This window comes from Arenibacter sp. S6351L, from assembly GCF_023016025.1.
Taxonomy (GTDB): domain Bacteria; phylum Bacteroidota; class Bacteroidia; order Flavobacteriales; family Flavobacteriaceae; genus Arenibacter; species Arenibacter algicola_B.
In genome coordinates, this window is sequence record NZ_JALKBB010000002.1 from 13,427 (window position 1) to 33,244 (window position 19,818).

The window sequence follows — 19,818 nt, forward strand, 5'->3', positions numbered from 1 at the left end:
AATTCTAAAGCACATAGAAATGAGGTTTGCGACTTTTTTGCCTATGGTACTTTTAGCCATTACAGGTTTTTGTCAGGAGAAACTCCCCATATTGGATATGCATTTGCATGCCCTTCCCGCTTCTCAAAACGGGCCACCGCCCAACGCCATTTGTGCTCCGTCGGAAGAAATGCCCGTTCATGATCCTGCAGAATCGTGGGCCGAGGGCTTCAATGAATATCTCAAAAATCCCGACTGCAAAAATGCCGTTTGGGGAGCTACTTCAGACAAAGAACTTATGGACAAAACCCTGGAGATTCTAAATAAGCATAATATCTATGGAATAACCAGCGGGTCCTTGATAGATGATTATATAGCCGTTGGTGGAGATCGAATAATACCAGCATTACATTTCAATTTTTTTATGTCCGATAAGACGCCTGAAAAAGTACGCGAACTCCTGTCGTCTGGAAAATACAAGGTATTTGCTGAAGTAGCCATCCAATATAACGGTGTTTCGCCCAGTGACCCAAGATTTGATCCTTATGCCCAAATTGCCGAAGAATTGGACATTCCCATAGGAATACATGTGGGCACCGGACCTCCAGGTGCCGCCTACCTACCCGGTGTTGGGAATTACAGGGCTAAACTTCATAGCGCCATGGTAGTGGAAGAACTTCTAATGCGACATCCAAAACTAAGAATCTATTTAATGCATGCAGGGTATCCCATGATAGACGATCTCCTAGCCGTTCTTTGGACGCATCCACAGGCATACGTTGATATTGGTGCAATTTGTTTCGCCATCCCCAGAAAAGCATTTCATGAATACCTAAGACGCATTTTTGATGCAGGATTTGGAAAACGGGTCATGTTTGGGTCCGACCAAATGAACTGGCCAGAAACTATTGAAGTTGGAATAGAGGCTGTCAACACCGCCAATTTTCTTGATCCTGAACAAAAACGAGATATTCTTTATAACAATGCCGCTAGATTTTTGCGGCTAAGTGATGAGGAAATTGCCAAACATCACGGCAAATAATCGAATTAACCCCATGGACTTTGCCTATATAAACCAAATAACCTAACACTGCCCAATGTTTTCTTCATTTTGGGCGTTCCCTCCTTCGTCGGGCGGGCCCTTGGCTATATCCCTGGCGTTGCTGCGGGGATGCCGCCGCGGTCCCTAACGCATTTCAAAAGATTCAGAGGAATCAATTGGGAAGTATTTAATTTATTGGAAAAATATATCAAAAACATATTCGAAATAAAACCCACATTTGGCCTTAATCCAATCTACTATCCCACCTCAATGCAAAAATACAAGGCTAAAATACGTGGGAATACAGAAAGACTAAAGATCTACCCACTTAAAATCATTGGGTACCGTAGCATCCAACAAATCCACTTTTAGTGACCTGGCCGTGCTTTCACCCATGGCAAAGGTGGTTGCCATATCCCCCGTTTCATAAATAGTAAAGCTTTTATTCCCTTTTAGCCACAAATTCACCTCATAAGTATAGGAACCATTTGCTTTTAATTGTCTAAAAACGGATACATATTCTATTGTGGGAAGGGCTTTCCATTTACCAACACCAAACGGACCCACACGATATTCTTCTTTATATTTTTTATTCTTCAGATCAAAGAAAATACTTTTTACACTCGAAAATAAAATTCCCTGAGCCGCACAGGCAACAGCAATATAAAACACCTTAAAATTCCAACTGTTGTCCATTCCCTTATCCGGGAATATTTCGAAACCAAAAAAGAACATGGCCAGTAAAATAACGGCCAAAGTGTAGAAAGCCGCAGCCACTAAGGTCTGCCATAGAGGCCTAAACCCTTCAGAAATAATTATATTCTTCCTGTCCATTGCTTATAAAACAACAAAAGCCATACGAAACGTATGGCTTTTACTAATTTATTAATGACAATAACCTAGGTTAATCTGCCAGTACTATTGCTTTATTGTTCTTCATCTCAACAGTACCACTGCTAATGGCAAGGATAGTATCCCCGTTGGGAGCTTTAGAGAACTTGCTCTCATAAGCCTCTTCGAGTACAATATTTCCTTTAATCCTTACCTTTCCTTCCTGTAATAGTGAAACTATAGGGGCGTGGTTGTTCAACATTTGAAATTCACCATCAATCCCAGGAACCGTTACCGCGGTAACTTCTCCGGCAAACAAAGTAGCCTCTGGTGATACAATTTCTAGATACATATTTTTATCGGTATTCAGTATTCAGCACTCAGTATTAAATCGCACCTTGGCAATTGCCACTGATTACTGCCTACTCATTTACGCTTCAGCAAGCATTTTCTCTCCAGCTTCTATAGCTTCTTCAATGGTACCTTTAAGGTTAAATGCAGATTCTGGAAGATGATCCAACTCGCCATCCATAATCATATTAAATCCTTTGATAGTTTCCTTAATATCTACCAAAACTCCTGGGATACCTGTAAATTGCTCAGCTACGTGGAACGGCTGGGAAAGGAAACGTTGTACACGTCTTGCCCTACCTACGGCCAATTTATCCTCTTCAGATAATTCCTCCATACCCAAGATGGCAATAATATCTTGAAGTTCTTTATATCGTTGCAATAACTCTTTTACTCTTTGAGCACAGGCATAATGATCTTTCCCCAATATCTCGGCAGTCAAAATCCTTGAAGTTGAATCCAAAGGATCCACCGCAGGGTAAATACCCAACTCGGCAATCTTACGAGACAATACGGTAGTTGCATCCAAGTGGGCAAATGTTGTTGCCGGTGCCGGATCCGTTAAATCATCCGCAGGTACGTAAACCGCCTGTACTGAAGTAATGGAACCTCTTTTAGTTGATGTAATACGCTCTTGCATGGCACCCATCTCTGTTGCCAAAGTTGGTTGGTAACCTACCGCTGATGGCATACGTCCCAAAAGGGCCGATACCTCAGAACCAGCTTGCGTAAAACGGAATATATTATCTACGAAGAAAAGAACGTCTTTCCCTTGACCTTCACCTGCACCATCACGGAAGTATTCTGCAATAGTCAATCCGGACAAGGCCACACGTGCACGTGCTCCAGGAGGTTCGTTCATTTGTCCAAAAACGAAAGTCGCTTTGGAATCCTTCATTACTTTTTTATCAACTTTGGATAGATCCCATCCGCCTTCTTCCATAGAGTGCAAGAAATCATCTCCGTATTTTATAATTCCCGACTCCAACATCTCACGAAGTAAATCGTTCCCCTCACGAGTACGTTCACCTACCCCGGCAAATACAGAAAGTCCACCATGTCCTTTTGCAATGTTGTTGATCAATTCCTGGATAAGTACCGTTTTACCAACACCTGCTCCACCAAATAAACCAATCTTACCACCCTTTGCATAAGGCTCAATCAAATCGATTACTTTAATTCCAGTAAACAAAACTTCAGTAGAAGTAGATAAATCCTCAAATTTAGGTGCATCCCTATGAATTGGAAGACCATCTTTACCAGCTTTTGGCAAATCTCCAAGACCATCGATAGCATCTCCAATTACATTAAACAGACGACCGTAAACAGCATCACCTATTGGCATCTGGATTGCACTTCCTGTTGCTTTTACCTCAACACCTCTACTTAAACCATCAGTAGAGTCCATTGAAATTGTCCTTACGGTACTTTCACCAACATGGGATTGAACTTCCAATACTAATAGTGATCCATCTTCATTTTGTATTTCCAAAGAATCATAAATTCTGGGAAGGTCCGCTCCGGACTGAAATTCAACATCAACTACCGGGCCGATGATTTGAGAAACTTTACCTGTAACTTTAGACATTACTTGAGTATTTACGTTTTACTGTTATCTTTAAAATAAAAACAGCGCGACTTACCGCTTTGTTTTTAAGGCTGCAAAGATATGTTTTCCATTCTTAAAAAGAAATTGTTTTTTTAATTTTTATGGAAGAACTGATGTATCCTTTTTTCATTTGCTAAAAAATCTTCCTTTCCGCCCCTTTATTACCTTTTCCTCCTTTCTTAGCCAATGCTATTCAACATGAAAAAGTTTTCAAATAATGACTAATTTTCACTTAAACACAAAAAATTAAAATCATTTATATAAAAAAGCACCTTATAATTAAGGTGCTATATATCTGTTTAAATCAACTTTATTCTATTGAAGCGTTGAAGAATAATTTGTTGGATAGGCGCCTATATCCAATAAAGAACCTGATGCCTCAAAATTTGAACCATAAGTAACATCTATCGCTTTCATAAATTCATTGGCTATCAAAGCATAACCTCTAGCTGTTGGATGAACACCATCTAAAGAAAATGCACCACCCCTGACCAATACAGACGTTAAGATAAAATTACCACTGGTAACTCCTCCATCTGCCAATTTGTTCATTAAACCATTGGCGTCCACCAAACCCAAACCTGCTTGAGTAGCACTTGCTGCTATGGTTGTATTAAATGCAGTCGTTGCTGCTGCAATCTCTGCTTGTTCACTTGGCAATAAAACCCATTTATCAGCTAATGGTAAAGACACCCCTTCTACTGAAAATTGCCCAGCCAATGCTTGGGATAGTCCTCGGGACATTAAAAATTCTACTGAACTGGTGTTTACTGTACCAATTATAGATGAACTAGGCAATACAAACAAATCGTCAGCTGTAGCCTGCCTTGCTTGTCCGTAAGCTAAACCAAAAAGATCGGCTACCGTTGGCGCGGCTTCAACTGGCAAACCAAATGATTGTACAAACGCAGGAAACGCAGGACTTTGTTTCAATACTCCAGCAATTTGAGCCGACAAATCAACTAAAGATTTATCTTTAATCACAACCGCACTTGCCTCAGTTGTTGAAAAAACAATTTGTCGGTCTGTTGCGTTTGGAACTCCTTGACTCTCTAAAAAAGCAAACACCTGATTCAACTGACCAAACACACCATTTAAAGTTGGTATTTGATCAACATATGCTTGTAAACATTCATCATTAGGATCCAAAGGATTATAGGGTACGGTTGTAAAATGTGGAATACTTGTTACATCTGGAATATTTGCCACAACACCTTGTGCACCACCTGCCGTTACTGCTCCGATCAAAGTTGCATAAGTTTGGTTGAAACCAACTCCCGGAGCTCCATCTATTGGGGTGATCGCACTAGATCCGTCTCCGCCAGAAAGGGCATACCCTAAAACATCATTAATACCAACCCAAAGTGTAAAAAAGGTTGGTGCCTGTGCAAGAACATCGCCTAAAACGCTAGCGCTAGGTTCTGAAGCCATTCTTACAAAATAAGGATTTGCTAACCCTAATGGAACGTTTGCCAAACTTCCATAACCTGGAGCTAATAAATGAAAACTTTTTGCGCCAGGAACGCCCATGTTATTAAATGGCCCTGTTGGATTATTTAATAAAAAATCTGTTGTAGAACTAGCTACCTGTGTATTGGTATCGTTAGGGTCAATTCCAAGAACAACAGGGCCGGTAAAGTCCGGGCATGCTGAATTGGAATCAGAATAAAAATAGAGTCTTGGAGCGAATAGATTTTTTCCAGTTAGTGGATCTAAAACAGGACTTCCTCCTAATAAAAGTCCTCCAAAATTATCATTCATTAATGGTTGGGAAAAATTGCCACCACCAACCAATGAAAATTTTTGCGATAATAGATTAGGAAAAGAATTTTCCTGTGATGCAATAAATAACGCATTATCAGTGAAACCAGCAGTAAATGAATTTCCTATAGCTACATATTTGGAAAAATCAGCAGAACCAGCAGTCAATGCGGGTTTTGCTTCCTCTTCCACAACAAGGTTCAAATCTACATCTTCAGGATCGTTACAATTTGTAAACAAAAACAGTGAAGAAGCTAAGAATATATATTTTAAATTTTTCATGTCAAATTATGATTTGATTTCCGATTAGTTATTAATTGTCCAAGATAGGTAGTACATAGACCCAATAAAGCCTGTACCGAATGCAGTAAAATACTCATTGCCCGTAATGTTGGTTCCACCTAACTTAAAGGAAGATTTGATGCTTGGAACAGCGTAGCTAATTTGAGCATCAAGTGTATGGAATTCCGGCACAACACCATTGCCAAAAGTAGCTTCCCAAAAATAATCATCACTAAATCTGTATGCTAGATTAAAGCCAAAGTTTTTGAATAACTCTTCATTCCCAAAATTGGCTTTAAACTTATGTTCTGGAGTATTAAAATTCAACATAACATCTGGATTTGCTTCTCGATCAAAATCCAACTTTGTAAAAGTATAACTACCCCCTAAATCAAAATTACCAAGTACTTTCATGTCTAAACCAATAGAAGCTCCGTAAGAGTTAACATCTGCATCAGTATTAGTGTAGGCACTATAGCGCTGTACATCATCGTTCCTTATAGCATCTACAGATAGGTTGCCATCACCGGCAATACCATAAAAAGGTGCATCAACAACCTCTTGAGAAATGAAGTCTTTATAACTATTGTAATAGGCACTAAAATCAACTACAAGTTTATCTATCTTTCCTCTATACCCAACCTCAATTGAGGTAACCTGTTCGGGTTTTACCAATTCCGGATTTGAAACCTTTAAATCAGCCACGTTATTAGTAAGCTTAAAGGTCTCCACTGATTGCGCTGAATAGGCATTTTCATAAGCAGCCCTTCCTGTTTGTACTACTGATGCAGGCTGGCCTGCCAATTGACCAGTTGAACTTACATCATAAGTATCAGAATAACGATTCAAATTATCAGGTGCGGAACCAACTAAAATTGCTCTACCTGCATCCAAACCAATAAATAAATCTTGTGTGGTCGGGTTTCTAAATCCAGTTTGCACGGAGGCTCTAATGTTGTGATCTCTATTAAGTGTGAACCCAGCAGAAATACGTGGCGATATGAAGCCATCAAAAAATTCTGATTTATCATAACGTGCTGATCCTGTTAATTTTATGCTTTTCACATCAGAAAGTTCAATCTTTTTTTGAATTTGGGTATAAATACCATATTCAGAATAATCAATTGGACCATCAGTATCAGTATATATTGTACCGCCAGAATTTAAACTGTATTTTCTATAGGATCCTCCAATTTGAATTTCAGCAATATCAATCAAATGGCTAAAATTATAATTACCATCAGCATGGTAATATTTAGAGGCATCTTGAAACTTAGAACCTGTTGCTAAATCAGGATCATTTATACTTTTATTAAATGCAGCCTCAAATTGCGGTGTTCCTGGCAGGTAACGGCCCGTATCTGCAACGGCTCTCGCCTGTGCATGCTTTTGATCATCTGTTAAACCAGAAGGGTTGCCGGACAATTCTATTCCAGCATAAGTTGCTATATAATCTCCAAACCAATCTTCGTCGGATTTCCAGGATCTGTTAATGTTAATCCCCGTAAACACCATATCATAAGAGTCTCCTGCTTTATCCCCTACAACATATCCTCTTAAAAAGAAATTGTCATTTTTAATTTCTAATTTATGTTGCTCTTGAAAAAAACCATTGATATTGTAACGGTTTGTTCCTTGATAGATAGTAGTACCGGTACCCACCTTACCCACGTAAGAGAACTCAAGGCTGTTGTCTTCAATTGGACGATAGTATAATCCCCAATCCGCTTTAATACTTTCAGCGTTATAGTTGGTTAAATCCCGCTCATTGTAACCTGTTCTACTTACCTCAACATTTGGAATAATTCCCAAACCAGATGCAGATCTAATGTTCGTGGAAACTTCATCTCCGTATATATTAATTCCATCATAGTTATAATCAGCTCTTGTTCTAGTTGGATCAAATTTATCAACCTCACTGGTTGCAGCCCAATCTGTCCCTTTTAAATATCCGAAGTTTACTTTACCAGCAAATTTATCAGAAAATTTATGCGCCGCACGAATACCAAAATCAGTATACGGATTAGTACCTGCCGACTCTTGAGAGGTGACACCTCTTTTTATAGATACACTAATTCCTTCATGATCAAAAGGGCTTTTACTACGCATAAAAAGTATCCCGTTAAAGGCATTGGCACCATAAAGTGCTGAGGATGCCCCAGGAAGTAATTCAACACTTAGAACATCTGTCTCTATCATCCCCACTAAGTTTCCAATTGGAAAGTTTAACGCCGGAGTAGAATTATCCATACCATCAACCAATTGCATAAATCGAGTATTGGCAAAAGAAGCAAAGCCCCTGGTGTTTACGGATTTAAAAGTTAAACTGTTAGTGTTTACATCTACACCCTTTAAATTTTCCAATCCGCCGTAAAAATCTGCAGCTGTAGTGTTTTTAATATCTTCCAATCCAAAACGTTCCACAGTAACCGGGGATTCAAAAACACGCTCTGGAGTCCTTGAAGCAGAAATTACCACCTCGTCCAAACTTGTCTGTTCTTCGTTTAAAGTAACCGAAATTGTATGATTATTTTGTGTAATATTGGTAGTAGTACCCTCATATCCAATACTGGTAATATTCAATGTAAACGGGGGATTCTCAGAAGTGTTCAATATAAAATTCCCGTCAAAATCGGATACTGTACCAATGGCTTTGCCCATAATTACAATGTTGGCTCCAGGTACGGGGTCATTGTTTTGATCCACCACATTCCCTTTAATAATCGTTTGTGAATGCGCCAACATTCCAAACATGAAAAAGAATAACAGAAGAGTTGATCTCATAAAGTTTTGAGTTAAATTAGTATCAGTTAATGATAAGATATCACCTTATAGCCAATATACACCAATTTTCAAATTAACAAAACGAAAATCAAATAAATTATGCATGCATAGTATTTTTTGTTCAAAATTTAACACTTTTTAATAGAAATTTGACAAAATATAGGTTGCAAAAAAATGACATCCATAAATAACGATCCTTTTGGACCATCATCTATGGATGTCATTATAGTTTTATTAAGGGGATTCTATTCCACCGTAACCGACTTGGCCAAGTTACGGGGCTGATCTACATTGCAGCCTCTCATTACCGCAATATGATACGATAATAACTGAAGTGGAATAGTAGTCAATAATGGAGTTAAGCTTTCCAAGGTTTCCGGAATTTCTATGACATGGTCCGCCAAATCCTTAACCTGCACGTCACCTTCCGTAACCACAGCGATAATTTTACCTTTACGGGATTTTATCTCCTGTATATTACTTACCACTTTTTCATAATGCCCTTTGTTCGTTGCAATTACCACCACGGGCATATGTTCATCTATCAGGGCAATTGGCCCGTGCTTCATTTCTGCCGCAGGATAGCCCTCGGCATGTATGTAACTTATTTCCTTTAATTTCAAAGCACCTTCCAAAGCTACCGGAAAATTGTACCCCCTACCCAAATAAAGGCAGTTGGTAGAATCCTTATAGACATTGGCTATTATTTCCACCAGTGGATTTGAAAGCAAGGCCTTTTCCACCTTGGCGGGAATATTTTCCAATTCAGTTAAATGCTCATGGAAACGTGTTTTGTTGAAGATCCCTTTTTCCTTGGCCAATTTTAAGGCCAATAATGTCAACACCGTTATTTGTGTAGTAAATGCCTTGGTCGAAGCTACTCCAATTTCGGGACCGGCATGGGTATAGGCACCTGCATCTGTCTCCCTAGCTATGGAAGACCCAACAACATTACACACACCAAACACAAAAGCTCCCTTTTCCCTGGCCAATTTAATGGCTGCCAGCGTATCTGCCGTTTCCCCGGATTGCGAAATGGCAATAAGCACATCCTTATCCGTTATAACCGGGTTTCTATATCTGAACTCCGAAGCGTATTCCACCTCTACAGGAATCCTGGCCAAATCTTCAAAAATATATTCTGCCACCAATCCCGCATGCCAGGAGGTACCACATGCCACTATTATAATACGATTGGCATTCAAAAACTTTTCCAGGTTATCATCTACGCCCGCCATTTTAATAATCCCCTCTTTAGCCCTAAGTCGGCCACGATAGGTATCCAAAATAGCTCTTGGCTGTTCGTAGATCTCCTTTAGCATAAAGTGGTCAAACCCACCCTTTTCAATTTCCTCAAGATTAAGTGCTAATTCTTGGATAGAAGGGTAGGCAATGGCATCGTTCTTTATTTTTCTCAATTTAATTTCCTTCCCCAATCTAATGACCGCCATTTCCTCATCTTCCAAATAAATGGCATTGTTGGTAAATTCTATAAAAGGGGATGCATCGGACGCTATGAAAAATTCGTTCTCCCCTACACCTATCGCCAAAGGACTACCTAATTTGGCTACTACTATTTCATCTGGTTTTTGCTTGTCAAAAACTGCAATGGCATATGCCCCAACCACTTCATTCAAAGCAATTTGCACAGCTTTCCCAAGCTTAACCCCTTCCTTGCGCTTAACTTCTTCTATAAGGTTTACCAATACTTCCGTATCGGTTTCTGAAGAAAAAGTATAGCCCCTTTTGGTTAATTCCTTCTTTATAGCATCATAATTCTCTATAATCCCATTATGGATAATTACCAAATCTCCAGAATTGGAATAATGTGGGTGCGAATTAACATCATTGGGGACACCATGTGTAGCCCATCTTGTATGTCCAATTCCCAATTTACCCTCAAGGGAAATGGTACTTTTTGCCTTATTTTTTAAATCCTCTACCTTGCCCTTGGTCTTGGATAAATTTATAGCGTTGCCATCGTATAAGGCTATACCTGCACTGTCATATCCCCTATACTCTAAACGCTGAAGTCCTTTTATAATAATGGGATAAGCATCCCTATGCCCAATATATCCTACGATTCCACACATATTTCAAAGTTTAATGGTTAGTAATTAACAAAAGGTTTTACTTAACAAATTTAACTGCTTGTTATGTAAAACCTTTTATCTTTTAGTTAATTAACGTAAAAATACTATAAGTGGTATTTTTCTGGCCTTTAATTTGCTTTGGTGTAGAAAATTTCGAGTTTTAATTTTTTTCCCTCTTGCCCACTGGGTAAATTATCACTGCCGTAAAGGACAGTCCCAAAAGGATTTATAGAAGACATCACAGGTACTTCTCCCTCCGTACTATTGGCCAACATGGCCTTTCCGGTGGTTGCAATCCGTATGTCCGAAGTCAAGGTTAAATTCAGGGTGGTATTGGTAGAATCCCTTACTATTAGGTCGTTAATATAATTTGTAATTTTAATTTTATAGCTCTGCCCTTTACCGCTTACCTTATTTAGACCTCCATCATAGTTGGTAAAATTACCAGCGTTGTAATCCTCTTCAGATTCCAGAAATTCATTGTAGACAGGTCTATTGGTGTTGTCCTTGAACAAATACAATTTTGAAGGCTCAATAACATTACCGGCCGCATCCAAAGTATTTCGATCTACATAAAACACCAAATTAGCTTCATTTATGATCCAATTCTTGGCTTTGATCTGGTTGATGATCTCATCCCCATTTATTTCGTCGAAAAGTTTAATTTGGGCAAAACTTCCTGCCCCACCTTTTAAGTAGACCTTAGATGCGTTTTCCCCATTGTCCAATCTATTCGCGATATCAGCTGGATAGGCCTCATTGATAAAAGTATTTACGGCATTCCCAATTACCGCACCTGTACTAGTATCGCGCCTAATGAAATTTAGCACAAACTCCTTCTCGCTTTCAATAACGGTATCATCCACAGAACTGGTTACACTATCATATGTATATTTTATGGTAATATTCCCCCGTGTTATATCCAACAACACTAACACATCATCCGGAATGGATAAATGGACACCTCTGAAAAATTCAGCAAAATTGGCCTGACTCAACAACTCTGAAGAACCTTCCTTATTTATAATATTTTGTTGAAAAAATGCTGTATTTAAGGGCACTCTTATTCCGGGAGCAATCCTAGTTGGCGCTTCCTCCGATTCATCCACATCCTCTGTTTCGGGATCGTCTTCCTTAAAGATCAATTCTTCCACATTGCTCACCTCTACAGCGCCATCGAACAATAAATCCGATACAAAGGTCGGTGAAAACTGTTGGGATGAATAATACTGCTGTGCCTCCTGAAAATTGGTATTGGGATCCAAATCCCTTAAGAAATAAGTAGATCGTTCTACCTTAAAATTAAAGGATTCCGGAATATTTCCGTTGGCATCAAAAATACTATCCAGGTCATACTTTATCGGGAATCTATTTACTGCAGTATCGTCGTCCAAATTATCATTTATGCCGTCGCCGTCCGTATCCGGGTTTAATGGGTCGGTCCCAAGCGATTTTTCCTGGATATCCGTCAAAGTATCCCCATCGCTATCGCTATTGGCATCCTCGGGGTCTGCATCATAAGCATCGGCCACACCATCAAGGTCAAGGTCTCCCTTTGGGTTTGTCAGAAAAGGTATGAAAAGAATAACCTCTTCCACCGTCTCATTTTCTTTTATGGTAAGGGTACTGGAATCTGTATCGGCAGTTTCTTCCACTGACGCAGAATAATTTCCAAAACTGGGATTGGCAATGGACAACTGCACCTGAGTGGTTATACTAGCCTCAGTTTTTCCATATATTGGGTCTGTATAATTCCCGATTTGATATGCCGGTAGTTTATTGGTCCTTACCGCCTCTATCTTTTTATTGTAGGCAAAAACATCGTAAACCGCCTTGCCGGCCGTAAATGGTTCGCCACCTACTACACCACTACCTATGGTAGTCAAATCCTCCTCACAGGACCCCAAGACCACAACAAGCAATATACCTACCACAGTAGGTAATTTTAATCTGTTCAGTAAATTCATTTAGATTATTTTAAAACTTTGGTGTTATAAAAATTCACGTAAGCTTCCTCAAACTCCTGTAAAGGAACAAATGGCAAAACAGGTTTTTCGAGCTTGGATATGTAGTCTTCCAAGTCGGCCGGAATATCTTCTGCCGCTAAAATAACAGCATCGGCATAATCCACAGCAACTTTTAACAAATTATTATAATTGGGCTCCTCAAGCGCTTTTATACTTTCTTCAGGAACTCCGTCGAAGGCAATCTTTTTAATGAGGTCTTTATCCAATGTACCATCAAAACCTTGCCCATAAACGGACATGATAATCTTGCTTTCAGAAAATAAAGGCTCGTCGGCATAGAACTTTTTAAGATAGAGTGGCAACAAAGATGCCAACCATCCGTGAACATGTATAATATCTGGGGACCAATTCAATTTCTTGACCGTCTCTACCACACCTTTGGCAAAGAAAATAGCTCTTTCGTCATTATCGGGAAATAATTTCCCATCCTCATCGGTAAATGTTGCCTTCCTTTTAAAGTATTCATCATTATCAATGAAATATACCTGAATACGCTCTCTAGGAATAGAGGCAACTTTTATGATCAATGGCATATCCATATCGTTGATCACCAAATTCATCCCGGATAATCTAATTACCTCGTGCAATTGATGCCTACGTTCATTGATATTCCCAAACCTTGGCATAAAAATCCTTATTTGGCCACCATTACTATTGACCATTCTTGGGGTTTCGTAAGACATTAAGGAAACTTCGTTCTCTGGTAGATAGGGTACTAATTCTGAAGATACAAACAATATCTTTTTGCCATTCATAAAAGCAATATTTTATTAATAGAGTAAGAGAAAGTGCAAAATTACAAAAATTATGCAGATTAGCAGTAATTATAGTAAGTTTGCTCTCTTTTAAGTAAAACGAATGCAGCTAATTAACACTAAAAAGGAACTAAAGTCTTATCTAGACTCCCATAAAAAAACCAAAACAATTGGTTTGGTCCCAACCATGGGGGCATTGCATATGGGACATATAGCCTTGGTTAAAAAGTCGGTTGAAGAAAATGACCTTACCCTGGTAAGCATTTTTGTAAACCCCACACAATTCAATAACAAGGAAGATCTGGACAAGTACCCAAGCACTTTGGAAGCCGATTTAACCCTTTTAAAAGCAGTTTCCGATGGGATAGTGGTTTTTGCACCTTCTGCCTCCGAAATATATTCTGGTGAAATTATCTCCAAAACATACGATTTTGAGGGATTGGAAAATGTTATGGAAGGTGAATTTAGAAAAGGACATTTTGACGGTGTAGGAACAATTGTTGAAAAGCTATTGCGCTTAATCTCTCCAACCAGGGCATACTTTGGGGAAAAGGATTTTCAACAACTGCAAATCATTAAAAAACTGGTGAAAATAGTCCATTTGCCAATAGAAATCATAGGTTGCCCAATTGTTAGGGAAGCCAACGGACTGGCTATGAGTTCCAGAAACGAACGATTGGACACAGAATTAAGACAAGAGGCTGGTTTTATTTACAAAACCCTAAAAGCTGCCAAACTTAAATTTGGCACGAAAAGTGCTAATTTTACAATGGATTGGGTAAAAAAGCAATTTAACGCCCACCCAAAACTAAACTTGGAATATGTTAAAATTGCAGATGTAGACCAATTGAAACCGGTTAAAAGAAAAAACAAAAAGGTAAAATATAGAGCCTTTATCGCCGTTTATGCGGGAGATGTTAGGCTTATAGATAACATTGCCCTTTAAAGTTGAAATCCAATTACATAATGCCGACCATAATTAAATTGGAAATCCAATTGGCATAAATGATTAACTTTGTCCCATGCAAATAGAAGTAGTAAAATCTAAAATACACCGCGTAAAAGTGACGGGTGCTGACCTTAACTATATAGGCAGTATTACCATTGATGAAGATTTGATGGATGCGGCCAATATTATTAGAGGTGAAAAAGTACAAATTGTCAATAACGACAATGGGGAAAGGCTGGAGACCTATGCTATTCCCGGAACTAGGGGCAGTGGCGAGGTAACCTTAAATGGCGCTGCCGCCAGAAAGGTAGCCGTTGGCGATGTTTTAATTCTAATAACCTATGCTACCATGGATATTGAGCTGGCCAAGAAATTCAATCCATCCTTGGTTTTCCCCAATGAGGAAACCAATCTGTTGACCTAGTTTTGAAATCTTCCATTGAGAATACCTTAAAAACAATTCTCCCCATACTGCTGGGTGTTTTTTTGGTTTGGTATTCTTATTATTCCACTTCCGAAGAGGATAGATCGGAAATAATACATTACATAAAAAATGCAGACCTTTTTTGGGTCGGGGTATCCGTTTTTTTAGGAATCCTTACACATCTTTCCAGAGCTGTAAGATGGAATTATTTGTTGCAGCCATTAGGCTATAAGCCGAAACTATTCAACAATATATTGATTATATTAACGGCCTATTTTACGAATTTGGGAATACCTAGGTCCGGAGAAATATTAAGGGCTACAGCCTTGGCCACCTACGAGCATGTTCCCTTCCAAAAAGGCTTTGGAACCATAGTTACCGAAAGGGTCATCGACCTGGTTATGCTATTCCTGATTGTGGCCATAGCACTCTTCCTTCAAACCGAAATTATATGGGACTTCCTTCAACAAAAAGGTTTTAATCTTGTATTGCTATTGGTACTACTTGGTTCTGGGATATTGGCCCTATCCATTGGTATGTATATACTAAAAAAATCAAAATCAAAATTGGCCCTGAAAATAAAAACATTTTTGAGAGGCCTTTTGGAGGGCATCCTCAGTATTTTTAGAATGAAGAACAAATGGGGTTTTGTTTTTCACACCTTATTTATTTGGCTAGCCTATATAGCCATGTTTTGGGTAATAAAATATACGGTTCTGGAAACCGTGGACCTAAGCGTAAGTCAGTTACTGGTAGCCTTTGTGGCAGGAGCCTTTGCCATGTCCGCTACCAATGGTGGCATAGGCATTTATCCCATTGCCGTTAGTAGCGCCTTGGCAATTTTCGGCATTAGCAAGGTTTCAGGCGATGCCTTTGGATGGATTATGTGGATTTCACAAACTTTAATGATAGTAGTATTTGGCGCAATATCTTTTCTGATTTTACCGTTATGGAACAGAAACAAATAGTCTTCTATTGCCCAAATACTGTTCTATGCAACGTTTTTTTACTTTATTGGCCTTGTTTGTCTACTTTGGCAGCAATGCACAGGTAACCCAAGAAATATTCGAATCCTTCAAATTACAGGAGCGCAGGGATGTACAATACTACTTCCCCGAAACCTATACCGCAGAAAAAAAATATCCTATCATTGTTGTTCTAGATGGAGAATATCTATTTGATCAAGTGGTGGCCAACGCAAAATTTTACAGTAATTTCCACGGTATGCCGGAAGCTATTGTAGTTGGCGTAAATCAATCTAAAAACAACCTAAGGAATCAGGATTGTGCCTTTGAGCCCGATAGTGGTCTGCCCAACGAAAAAGGCAAACTGTTCTTCGAATTTTTGGGAATGGAACTTATCCCTTATTTGGAAACCAAATTCAGTACAGCTCCCTTTAAAATGTTCGTAGGATATGATATCACTGCCAATTTTGGAAATTTTTACCTCTTTAAGGACGATTCCCTTTTCAATGCCTATATAAGCATTTCACCATACTTGGCCCCAGAAATGGAAACAAGGGTGCCTTCGAGGTTATCGGTGATGAAAAAGAAAATATTCTACCAATTGATCTTGGAGGGCGAAAAAAGTGAAAATAGCAATAGGGTCTTGGCATTGGATCAAAACTTAAAAGGGATGAAAAGTGATAATTTGCACTATTTCTTTGATAAATACGAGAATGCAGACCATATTTCTGTAGCCACCTACGGCATTGGGAAAGCCTTCGACAATATCTTTGGGATGTTCAAACCCATAAGTCCAAAGGAGTACAAAGAAAAGATTTTAACCCAGGTTGGACCTGTATTTGATTATCTGGCATACAAACAAGCTTCCATAGAAAATCTATTTGGCTTTAGAAAAACAACCAGTCTAAACGACATTATGGCCATATATGCCGCCTCTAGAAAAAAGGAAGATTTTGAATCCCTGAAGCCCTTGTCAGATCTTTGTAAAAAAGAGTATCCCAATACTATGTTGGGCTTTTATTTTGAAGCCGAATATTACGAGCAATTGGGCGAACCTAAAAAGGCCCTAAGGACTTTTGAAAAGGCTTTTGGCATGGAAGAAATTGATTTTCTCACCAAAGAAATGGCCTTGGAAAAAATTGATGCCCTCAAAGCTGATTTTGGATACTAAACCAGCTTTTACATAAATGCTCAGGCGAAATTAAAAATCCTAAAGTCCGGAAGTTTGTAAATCTGCCATTGGTGTTACCTGCATAGTCATTTATCCATCATGTTGGGAAATACTTATTGCCCTTATCCCATTACCCTAACTGCACTTGGCATCATTTTAGCCTAAGTGTACAAAACCCTACATCCTTTTCAAACTTCTTATTACCTTAGCGCAAACCATAATTTAAATAATGGCCAAAACAAAAACTGCTTTTTTTTGTCAGAACTGTGGAACGCAATATGCCAAGTGGGTAGGACAATGTGGAGCTTGCAAGCAATGGAACACCGTTGTGGAAGAGGTAATTCAGAAAGAGGAAAAAGTATCTTGGAAAAGTTCTTCCCAGCCCTCCAAAAAAATTGCAAAACCATTAAGGGTCAATGAAATTAGCACCGACAGGGAAATAAGACTCAACACTTTCGATCTGGAGTTCAATAGGGTCCTAGGTGGTGGATTGGTCCCTGGCTCCCTAACCCTCTTGGGCGGGGAGCCCGGAGTTGGAAAAAGTACTTTATTACTACAAATAGCCCTTAAACTCCCTTACAAAACTTTATATGTTTCCGGGGAAGAGAGTCAAAAACAAATTAAAATGCGTGCAGATCGCATTCACCCCAATAGTGAAACTTGTTTTATCCTTACCGAGACCAAAACACAGAACATTTTTCAACAGATCGAAGCCACTGAGCCCGATATTGTGGTGATAGATTCCATACAAACCCTTCATACGGATTATATTGAGTCTACCGCAGGCAGTATTTCCCAGATACGGGAATGCACGGCGGAACTCATAAAATTTGCCAAGGAAACCAACACTCCAGTTATCCTCATTGGGCATATCACCAAAGACGGCACTATCGCCGGACCCAAAATATTGGAGCACATGGTAGATACCGTTTTGCAATTTGAGGGCGATAGAAATTACGTGTACCGCATCCTAAGATCCCTAAAAAACCGTTTTGGATCTACCTCCGAATTAGGAATATATGAAATGCAGGGAAGCGGTCTAAGGGAAGTTAACAATCCGTCCGAAATTCTAATTTCCAAGAACGACGAAGGTTTAAGCGGAACATCAATTGCGTCTACCGTAGAAGGTATGCGCCCTCTGATGATAGAAATACAGGCCTTGGTAAGCACAGCAGTATATGGCACGCCACAGCGTTCCACCACAGGTTACAACGCAAAGCGATTGAACATGCTTTTGGCGGTACTGGAAAAAAGGGCCGGATTTAAATTGGCGGCAAAGGATGTTTTTCTAAACATTACTGGAGGTATATCTGTGGACGACCCCGCCATTGACCTTGCCGTTATTGCGGCCATCCTCTCCAGTAACGAGGACATTCCCATAGAAAAAGGGGTGTGTTTTGCTGCCGAGGTAGGTCTTGCTGGTGAAATAAGGCCGGTACAACGTATAGATCAACGTATTTTGGAAGCAGAAAAATTGGGTTTCAGCACAATCTATGTTTCCAAAAACAATAAGATAACTTTAAAAAACACCCAAATCCGAATACAATTGGCCTCCAAGATCGAAGATGTAGCCAATAGTCTATTCTCCTAGTGTCCGCTTAAGTATTCGCTATTTTTTAGAATTGAACATCCTTGCCAAAACCATCATTAGAACCACGACCACAACAATTAAACCTAGTTGCCAAAAACCTACTTTTAAAAAATATATCGCTATCATATCCTCAAGGAGCTGGATTAGGAATTTCATTGTGTATCGCCTCAATACCCTTTAGTACCTCCTCGCTTAATTGCACCTCTATACTCCCTATATTTTCCTTAAGCTGATCCATAGTAGTGGCGCCAATTATATTGGAGGTTAAAAATGGTCTCGAATTTACAAAGGCAAGTGCCATTTGTGCTAATGACAAGCCGTTTGCCCGGGCCAAATCATAATATTTTTGGGTTGCCTTAATAGCCGTTTCACTACTGTACCTATTGTAATTTGGAAAAAGGGCAATCCTGGAATTCTCCGGTTTTCTTTCTCCCAAATACTTGCCGCTCAAAGTACCAAAGCCTAAAGGCGAATAAGCCAATAAGCCTAAATTTTCCCGATGTGAAATTTCTGCCAAACCAACTTCAAAAAGACGGTTTAAAAGGCTATATGGATTCTGTATGGTAATCATTCTTGGTAAACTGGCATGTACCTTGCTTTCCTCCAAGTACCTCATAGCTCCCCATGGAGTTTCGTTGGAAATACCTACGTGTCTAATTTTTCCTTCTCTTACAAGGTCTCTTAAAGCTTCCAATATCTGATGGATATTGTCCTCCCAATGGTCATTGATACTATGCTTATACCCTCTTTTTCCAAAATAATTTGTTGTCCGATCCGGCCAATGCAACTGATAAAGATCCAAATAGTCCGTTTGCAAGCGCGAAAGGCTTCCCTCAACGGCCTGTTTAATAGTGTCCCGGTTTATTCCTGTGGTTCTGATGAACTTGGTCATTTCGGCTTTTCCTGCAATCTTGGATGCCAAAATTACCTTATCGCGGTTCTTTTTCTTTTTAAACCAATTGCCAATAATTCTTTCGGTGTCAGCATATCGCTCCTTTGTGGCTGGAATGGGATACAATTCTGCGGTATCAAAAAAATTAATTCCCTGTTCCAAGGCATAATCCATCTGCTCGTGGCCCTCCTCTTGCGTATTTTGTCGGCCCCAGGTCATGGTGCCCAGACATATTTTACTTACTTCAATTTCGGTGTGGGGGAGATTGGTATACTTCATTCAGGTGTTTTTTGAGTGTAAAAAAAATAATTA

15 protein-coding genes are annotated in these 19,818 nt (G+C 39.3%); 6 read left to right on the forward strand and 9 right to left on the reverse strand.

The window, feature by feature from the left end:
* The first annotated feature begins 19 nt into the window (after nt 1-19).
* The gene (locus MWU82_RS01980; RefSeq protein ID WP_247095046.1) at nt 20-1,021 is read left to right on the forward strand and encodes an amidohydrolase family protein; all 1,002 of its coding nucleotides are present in this window, start codon (nt 20-22) and stop codon (nt 1,019-1,021) included.
* Nucleotides 1,022-1,333: 312 nt separating this feature from the next.
* Here MWU82_RS01980 and MWU82_RS01985 read toward each other — a convergent pair whose 3' ends face one another.
* The 8 genes from MWU82_RS01985 to MWU82_RS02020 all read right to left on the reverse strand — a co-directional run bounded on the left by MWU82_RS01985 (nt 1,334) and on the right by MWU82_RS02020 (nt 13,514).
* Nucleotides 1,334-1,855, reverse strand: coding sequence for a hypothetical protein (locus MWU82_RS01985; protein ID WP_247095047.1), 522 nt, complete (start codon nt 1,853-1,855; stop codon nt 1,334-1,336).
* A gap of 70 nt (nt 1,856-1,925) precedes the next feature.
* Nucleotides 1,926-2,204, reverse strand: a complete 279-nt coding sequence (locus MWU82_RS01990; protein WP_247095048.1) for a F0F1 ATP synthase subunit epsilon — start codon at nt 2,202-2,204, stop codon at nt 1,926-1,928.
* Between the two features lie 78 nt (nt 2,205-2,282).
* On the reverse strand, nt 2,283-3,791 hold the full coding sequence (gene atpD / locus MWU82_RS01995) for a F0F1 ATP synthase subunit beta (protein ID WP_215949614.1): 1,509 nt from the start codon (nt 3,789-3,791) through the stop codon (nt 2,283-2,285).
* Between the two features lie 336 nt (nt 3,792-4,127).
* The gene (locus MWU82_RS02000; RefSeq protein ID WP_247095049.1) at nt 4,128-5,855 is read right to left on the reverse strand and encodes a G-D-S-L family lipolytic protein; all 1,728 of its coding nucleotides are present in this window, start codon (nt 5,853-5,855) and stop codon (nt 4,128-4,130) included.
* A gap of 24 nt (nt 5,856-5,879) precedes the next feature.
* A complete protein-coding gene (locus MWU82_RS02005; RefSeq protein WP_247095050.1) occupies nt 5,880-8,639 on the reverse strand; it encodes a TonB-dependent receptor in 2,760 nt (919 codons plus the stop codon).
* A 245-nt stretch (nt 8,640-8,884) separates the two neighbouring features.
* Nucleotides 8,885-10,732 (reverse strand): glutamine--fructose-6-phosphate transaminase (isomerizing), encoded by a 1,848-nt coding sequence (gene glmS, locus MWU82_RS02010; protein WP_247095051.1) that lies wholly within the window; start codon nt 10,730-10,732, stop codon nt 8,885-8,887.
* 128 nt (nt 10,733-10,860) lie between these two features.
* A complete protein-coding gene (locus MWU82_RS02015; RefSeq protein ID WP_247095052.1) occupies nt 10,861-12,699 on the reverse strand; it encodes a DUF4270 domain-containing protein in 1,839 nt (612 codons plus the stop codon).
* 5 nt (nt 12,700-12,704) lie between these two features.
* Nucleotides 12,705-13,514 carry a glycogen/starch synthase gene (locus MWU82_RS02020; protein ID WP_215949619.1) on the reverse strand — a complete coding sequence of 270 codons (810 nt, stop codon included), beginning with the start codon at nt 13,512-13,514 and terminating at the stop codon, nt 12,705-12,707.
* 103 nt (nt 13,515-13,617) lie between these two features.
* On the opposite strand from MWU82_RS02020, the gene panC reads away from it, so the two are divergent.
* The 5 genes from panC (at nt 13,618) to radA (ending at nt 18,614) form a co-directional block, all read left to right on the forward strand.
* Nucleotides 13,618-14,460, forward strand: coding sequence for a pantoate--beta-alanine ligase (gene panC / locus MWU82_RS02025; RefSeq protein ID WP_247095053.1), 843 nt, complete (start codon nt 13,618-13,620; stop codon nt 14,458-14,460).
* Nucleotides 14,461-14,536: 76 nt separating this feature from the next.
* On the forward strand, nt 14,537-14,887 hold the full coding sequence (gene panD, locus MWU82_RS02030; protein ID WP_093977447.1) for an aspartate 1-decarboxylase: 351 nt from the start codon (nt 14,537-14,539) through the stop codon (nt 14,885-14,887).
* A gap of 2 nt (nt 14,888-14,889) precedes the next feature.
* A complete protein-coding gene (locus MWU82_RS02035) occupies nt 14,890-15,855 on the forward strand; it encodes a lysylphosphatidylglycerol synthase transmembrane domain-containing protein (RefSeq protein ID WP_247095054.1) in 966 nt (321 codons plus the stop codon).
* Nucleotides 15,856-15,880: 25 nt separating this feature from the next.
* On the forward strand, nt 15,881-17,023 hold the full coding sequence (locus MWU82_RS02040; RefSeq protein WP_247095055.1) for an alpha/beta hydrolase-fold protein: 1,143 nt from the start codon (nt 15,881-15,883) through the stop codon (nt 17,021-17,023).
* Nucleotides 17,024-17,252: 229 nt separating this feature from the next.
* Entirely contained in the window at nt 17,253-18,614 is a 1,362-nt protein-coding gene (gene radA, locus MWU82_RS02045; protein WP_247095056.1) for a DNA repair protein RadA, read from the forward strand.
* Nucleotides 18,615-18,744: 130 nt separating this feature from the next.
* Here radA and MWU82_RS02050 read toward each other — a convergent pair whose 3' ends face one another.
* On the reverse strand, nt 18,745-19,785 hold the full coding sequence (locus MWU82_RS02050) for an NADP(H)-dependent aldo-keto reductase (protein WP_247095057.1): 1,041 nt from the start codon (nt 19,783-19,785) through the stop codon (nt 18,745-18,747).
* Between the last annotated feature and the right edge of the window lie 33 nt (nt 19,786-19,818).

Excerpts from the sequence above, each read along its gene's own strand:
- MWU82_RS01980 (WP_247095046.1), top strand. The coding sequence starts at position 20 with ATGAGGTTTGCGACTTTTTTGCCTATGGTACTTTTAGCCATTACAGGT.
- MWU82_RS01985 (WP_247095047.1), bottom strand. The coding sequence starts at position 1,855 with ATGGACAGGAAGAATATAATTATTTCTGAAGGGTTTAGGCCTCTATGG.
- MWU82_RS01990 (WP_247095048.1), bottom strand. The coding sequence starts at position 2,204 with ATGTATCTAGAAATTGTATCACCAGAGGCTACTTTGTTTGCCGGAGAA.
- atpD (WP_215949614.1), bottom strand. The coding sequence starts at position 3,791 with ATGTCTAAAGTTACAGGTAAAGTTTCTCAAATCATCGGCCCGGTAGTT.
- MWU82_RS02000 (WP_247095049.1), bottom strand. The coding sequence starts at position 5,855 with ATGAAAAATTTAAAATATATATTCTTAGCTTCTTCACTGTTTTTGTTT.
- MWU82_RS02005 (WP_247095050.1), bottom strand. The coding sequence starts at position 8,639 with ATGAGATCAACTCTTCTGTTATTCTTTTTCATGTTTGGAATGTTGGCG.
- glmS (WP_247095051.1), bottom strand. The coding sequence starts at position 10,732 with ATGTGTGGAATCGTAGGATATATTGGGCATAGGGATGCTTATCCCATT.
- MWU82_RS02015 (WP_247095052.1), bottom strand. The coding sequence starts at position 12,699 with ATGAATTTACTGAACAGATTAAAATTACCTACTGTGGTAGGTATATTG.
- MWU82_RS02020 (WP_215949619.1), bottom strand. The coding sequence starts at position 13,514 with ATGAATGGCAAAAAGATATTGTTTGTATCTTCAGAATTAGTACCCTAT.
- panC (WP_247095053.1), top strand. The coding sequence starts at position 13,618 with ATGCAGCTAATTAACACTAAAAAGGAACTAAAGTCTTATCTAGACTCC.
- panD (WP_093977447.1), top strand. The coding sequence starts at position 14,537 with ATGCAAATAGAAGTAGTAAAATCTAAAATACACCGCGTAAAAGTGACG.
- MWU82_RS02040 (WP_247095055.1), top strand. The coding sequence starts at position 15,881 with ATGCAACGTTTTTTTACTTTATTGGCCTTGTTTGTCTACTTTGGCAGC.
- radA (WP_247095056.1), top strand. The coding sequence starts at position 17,253 with ATGGCCAAAACAAAAACTGCTTTTTTTTGTCAGAACTGTGGAACGCAA.
- MWU82_RS02050 (WP_247095057.1), bottom strand. The coding sequence starts at position 19,785 with ATGAAGTATACCAATCTCCCCCACACCGAAATTGAAGTAAGTAAAATA.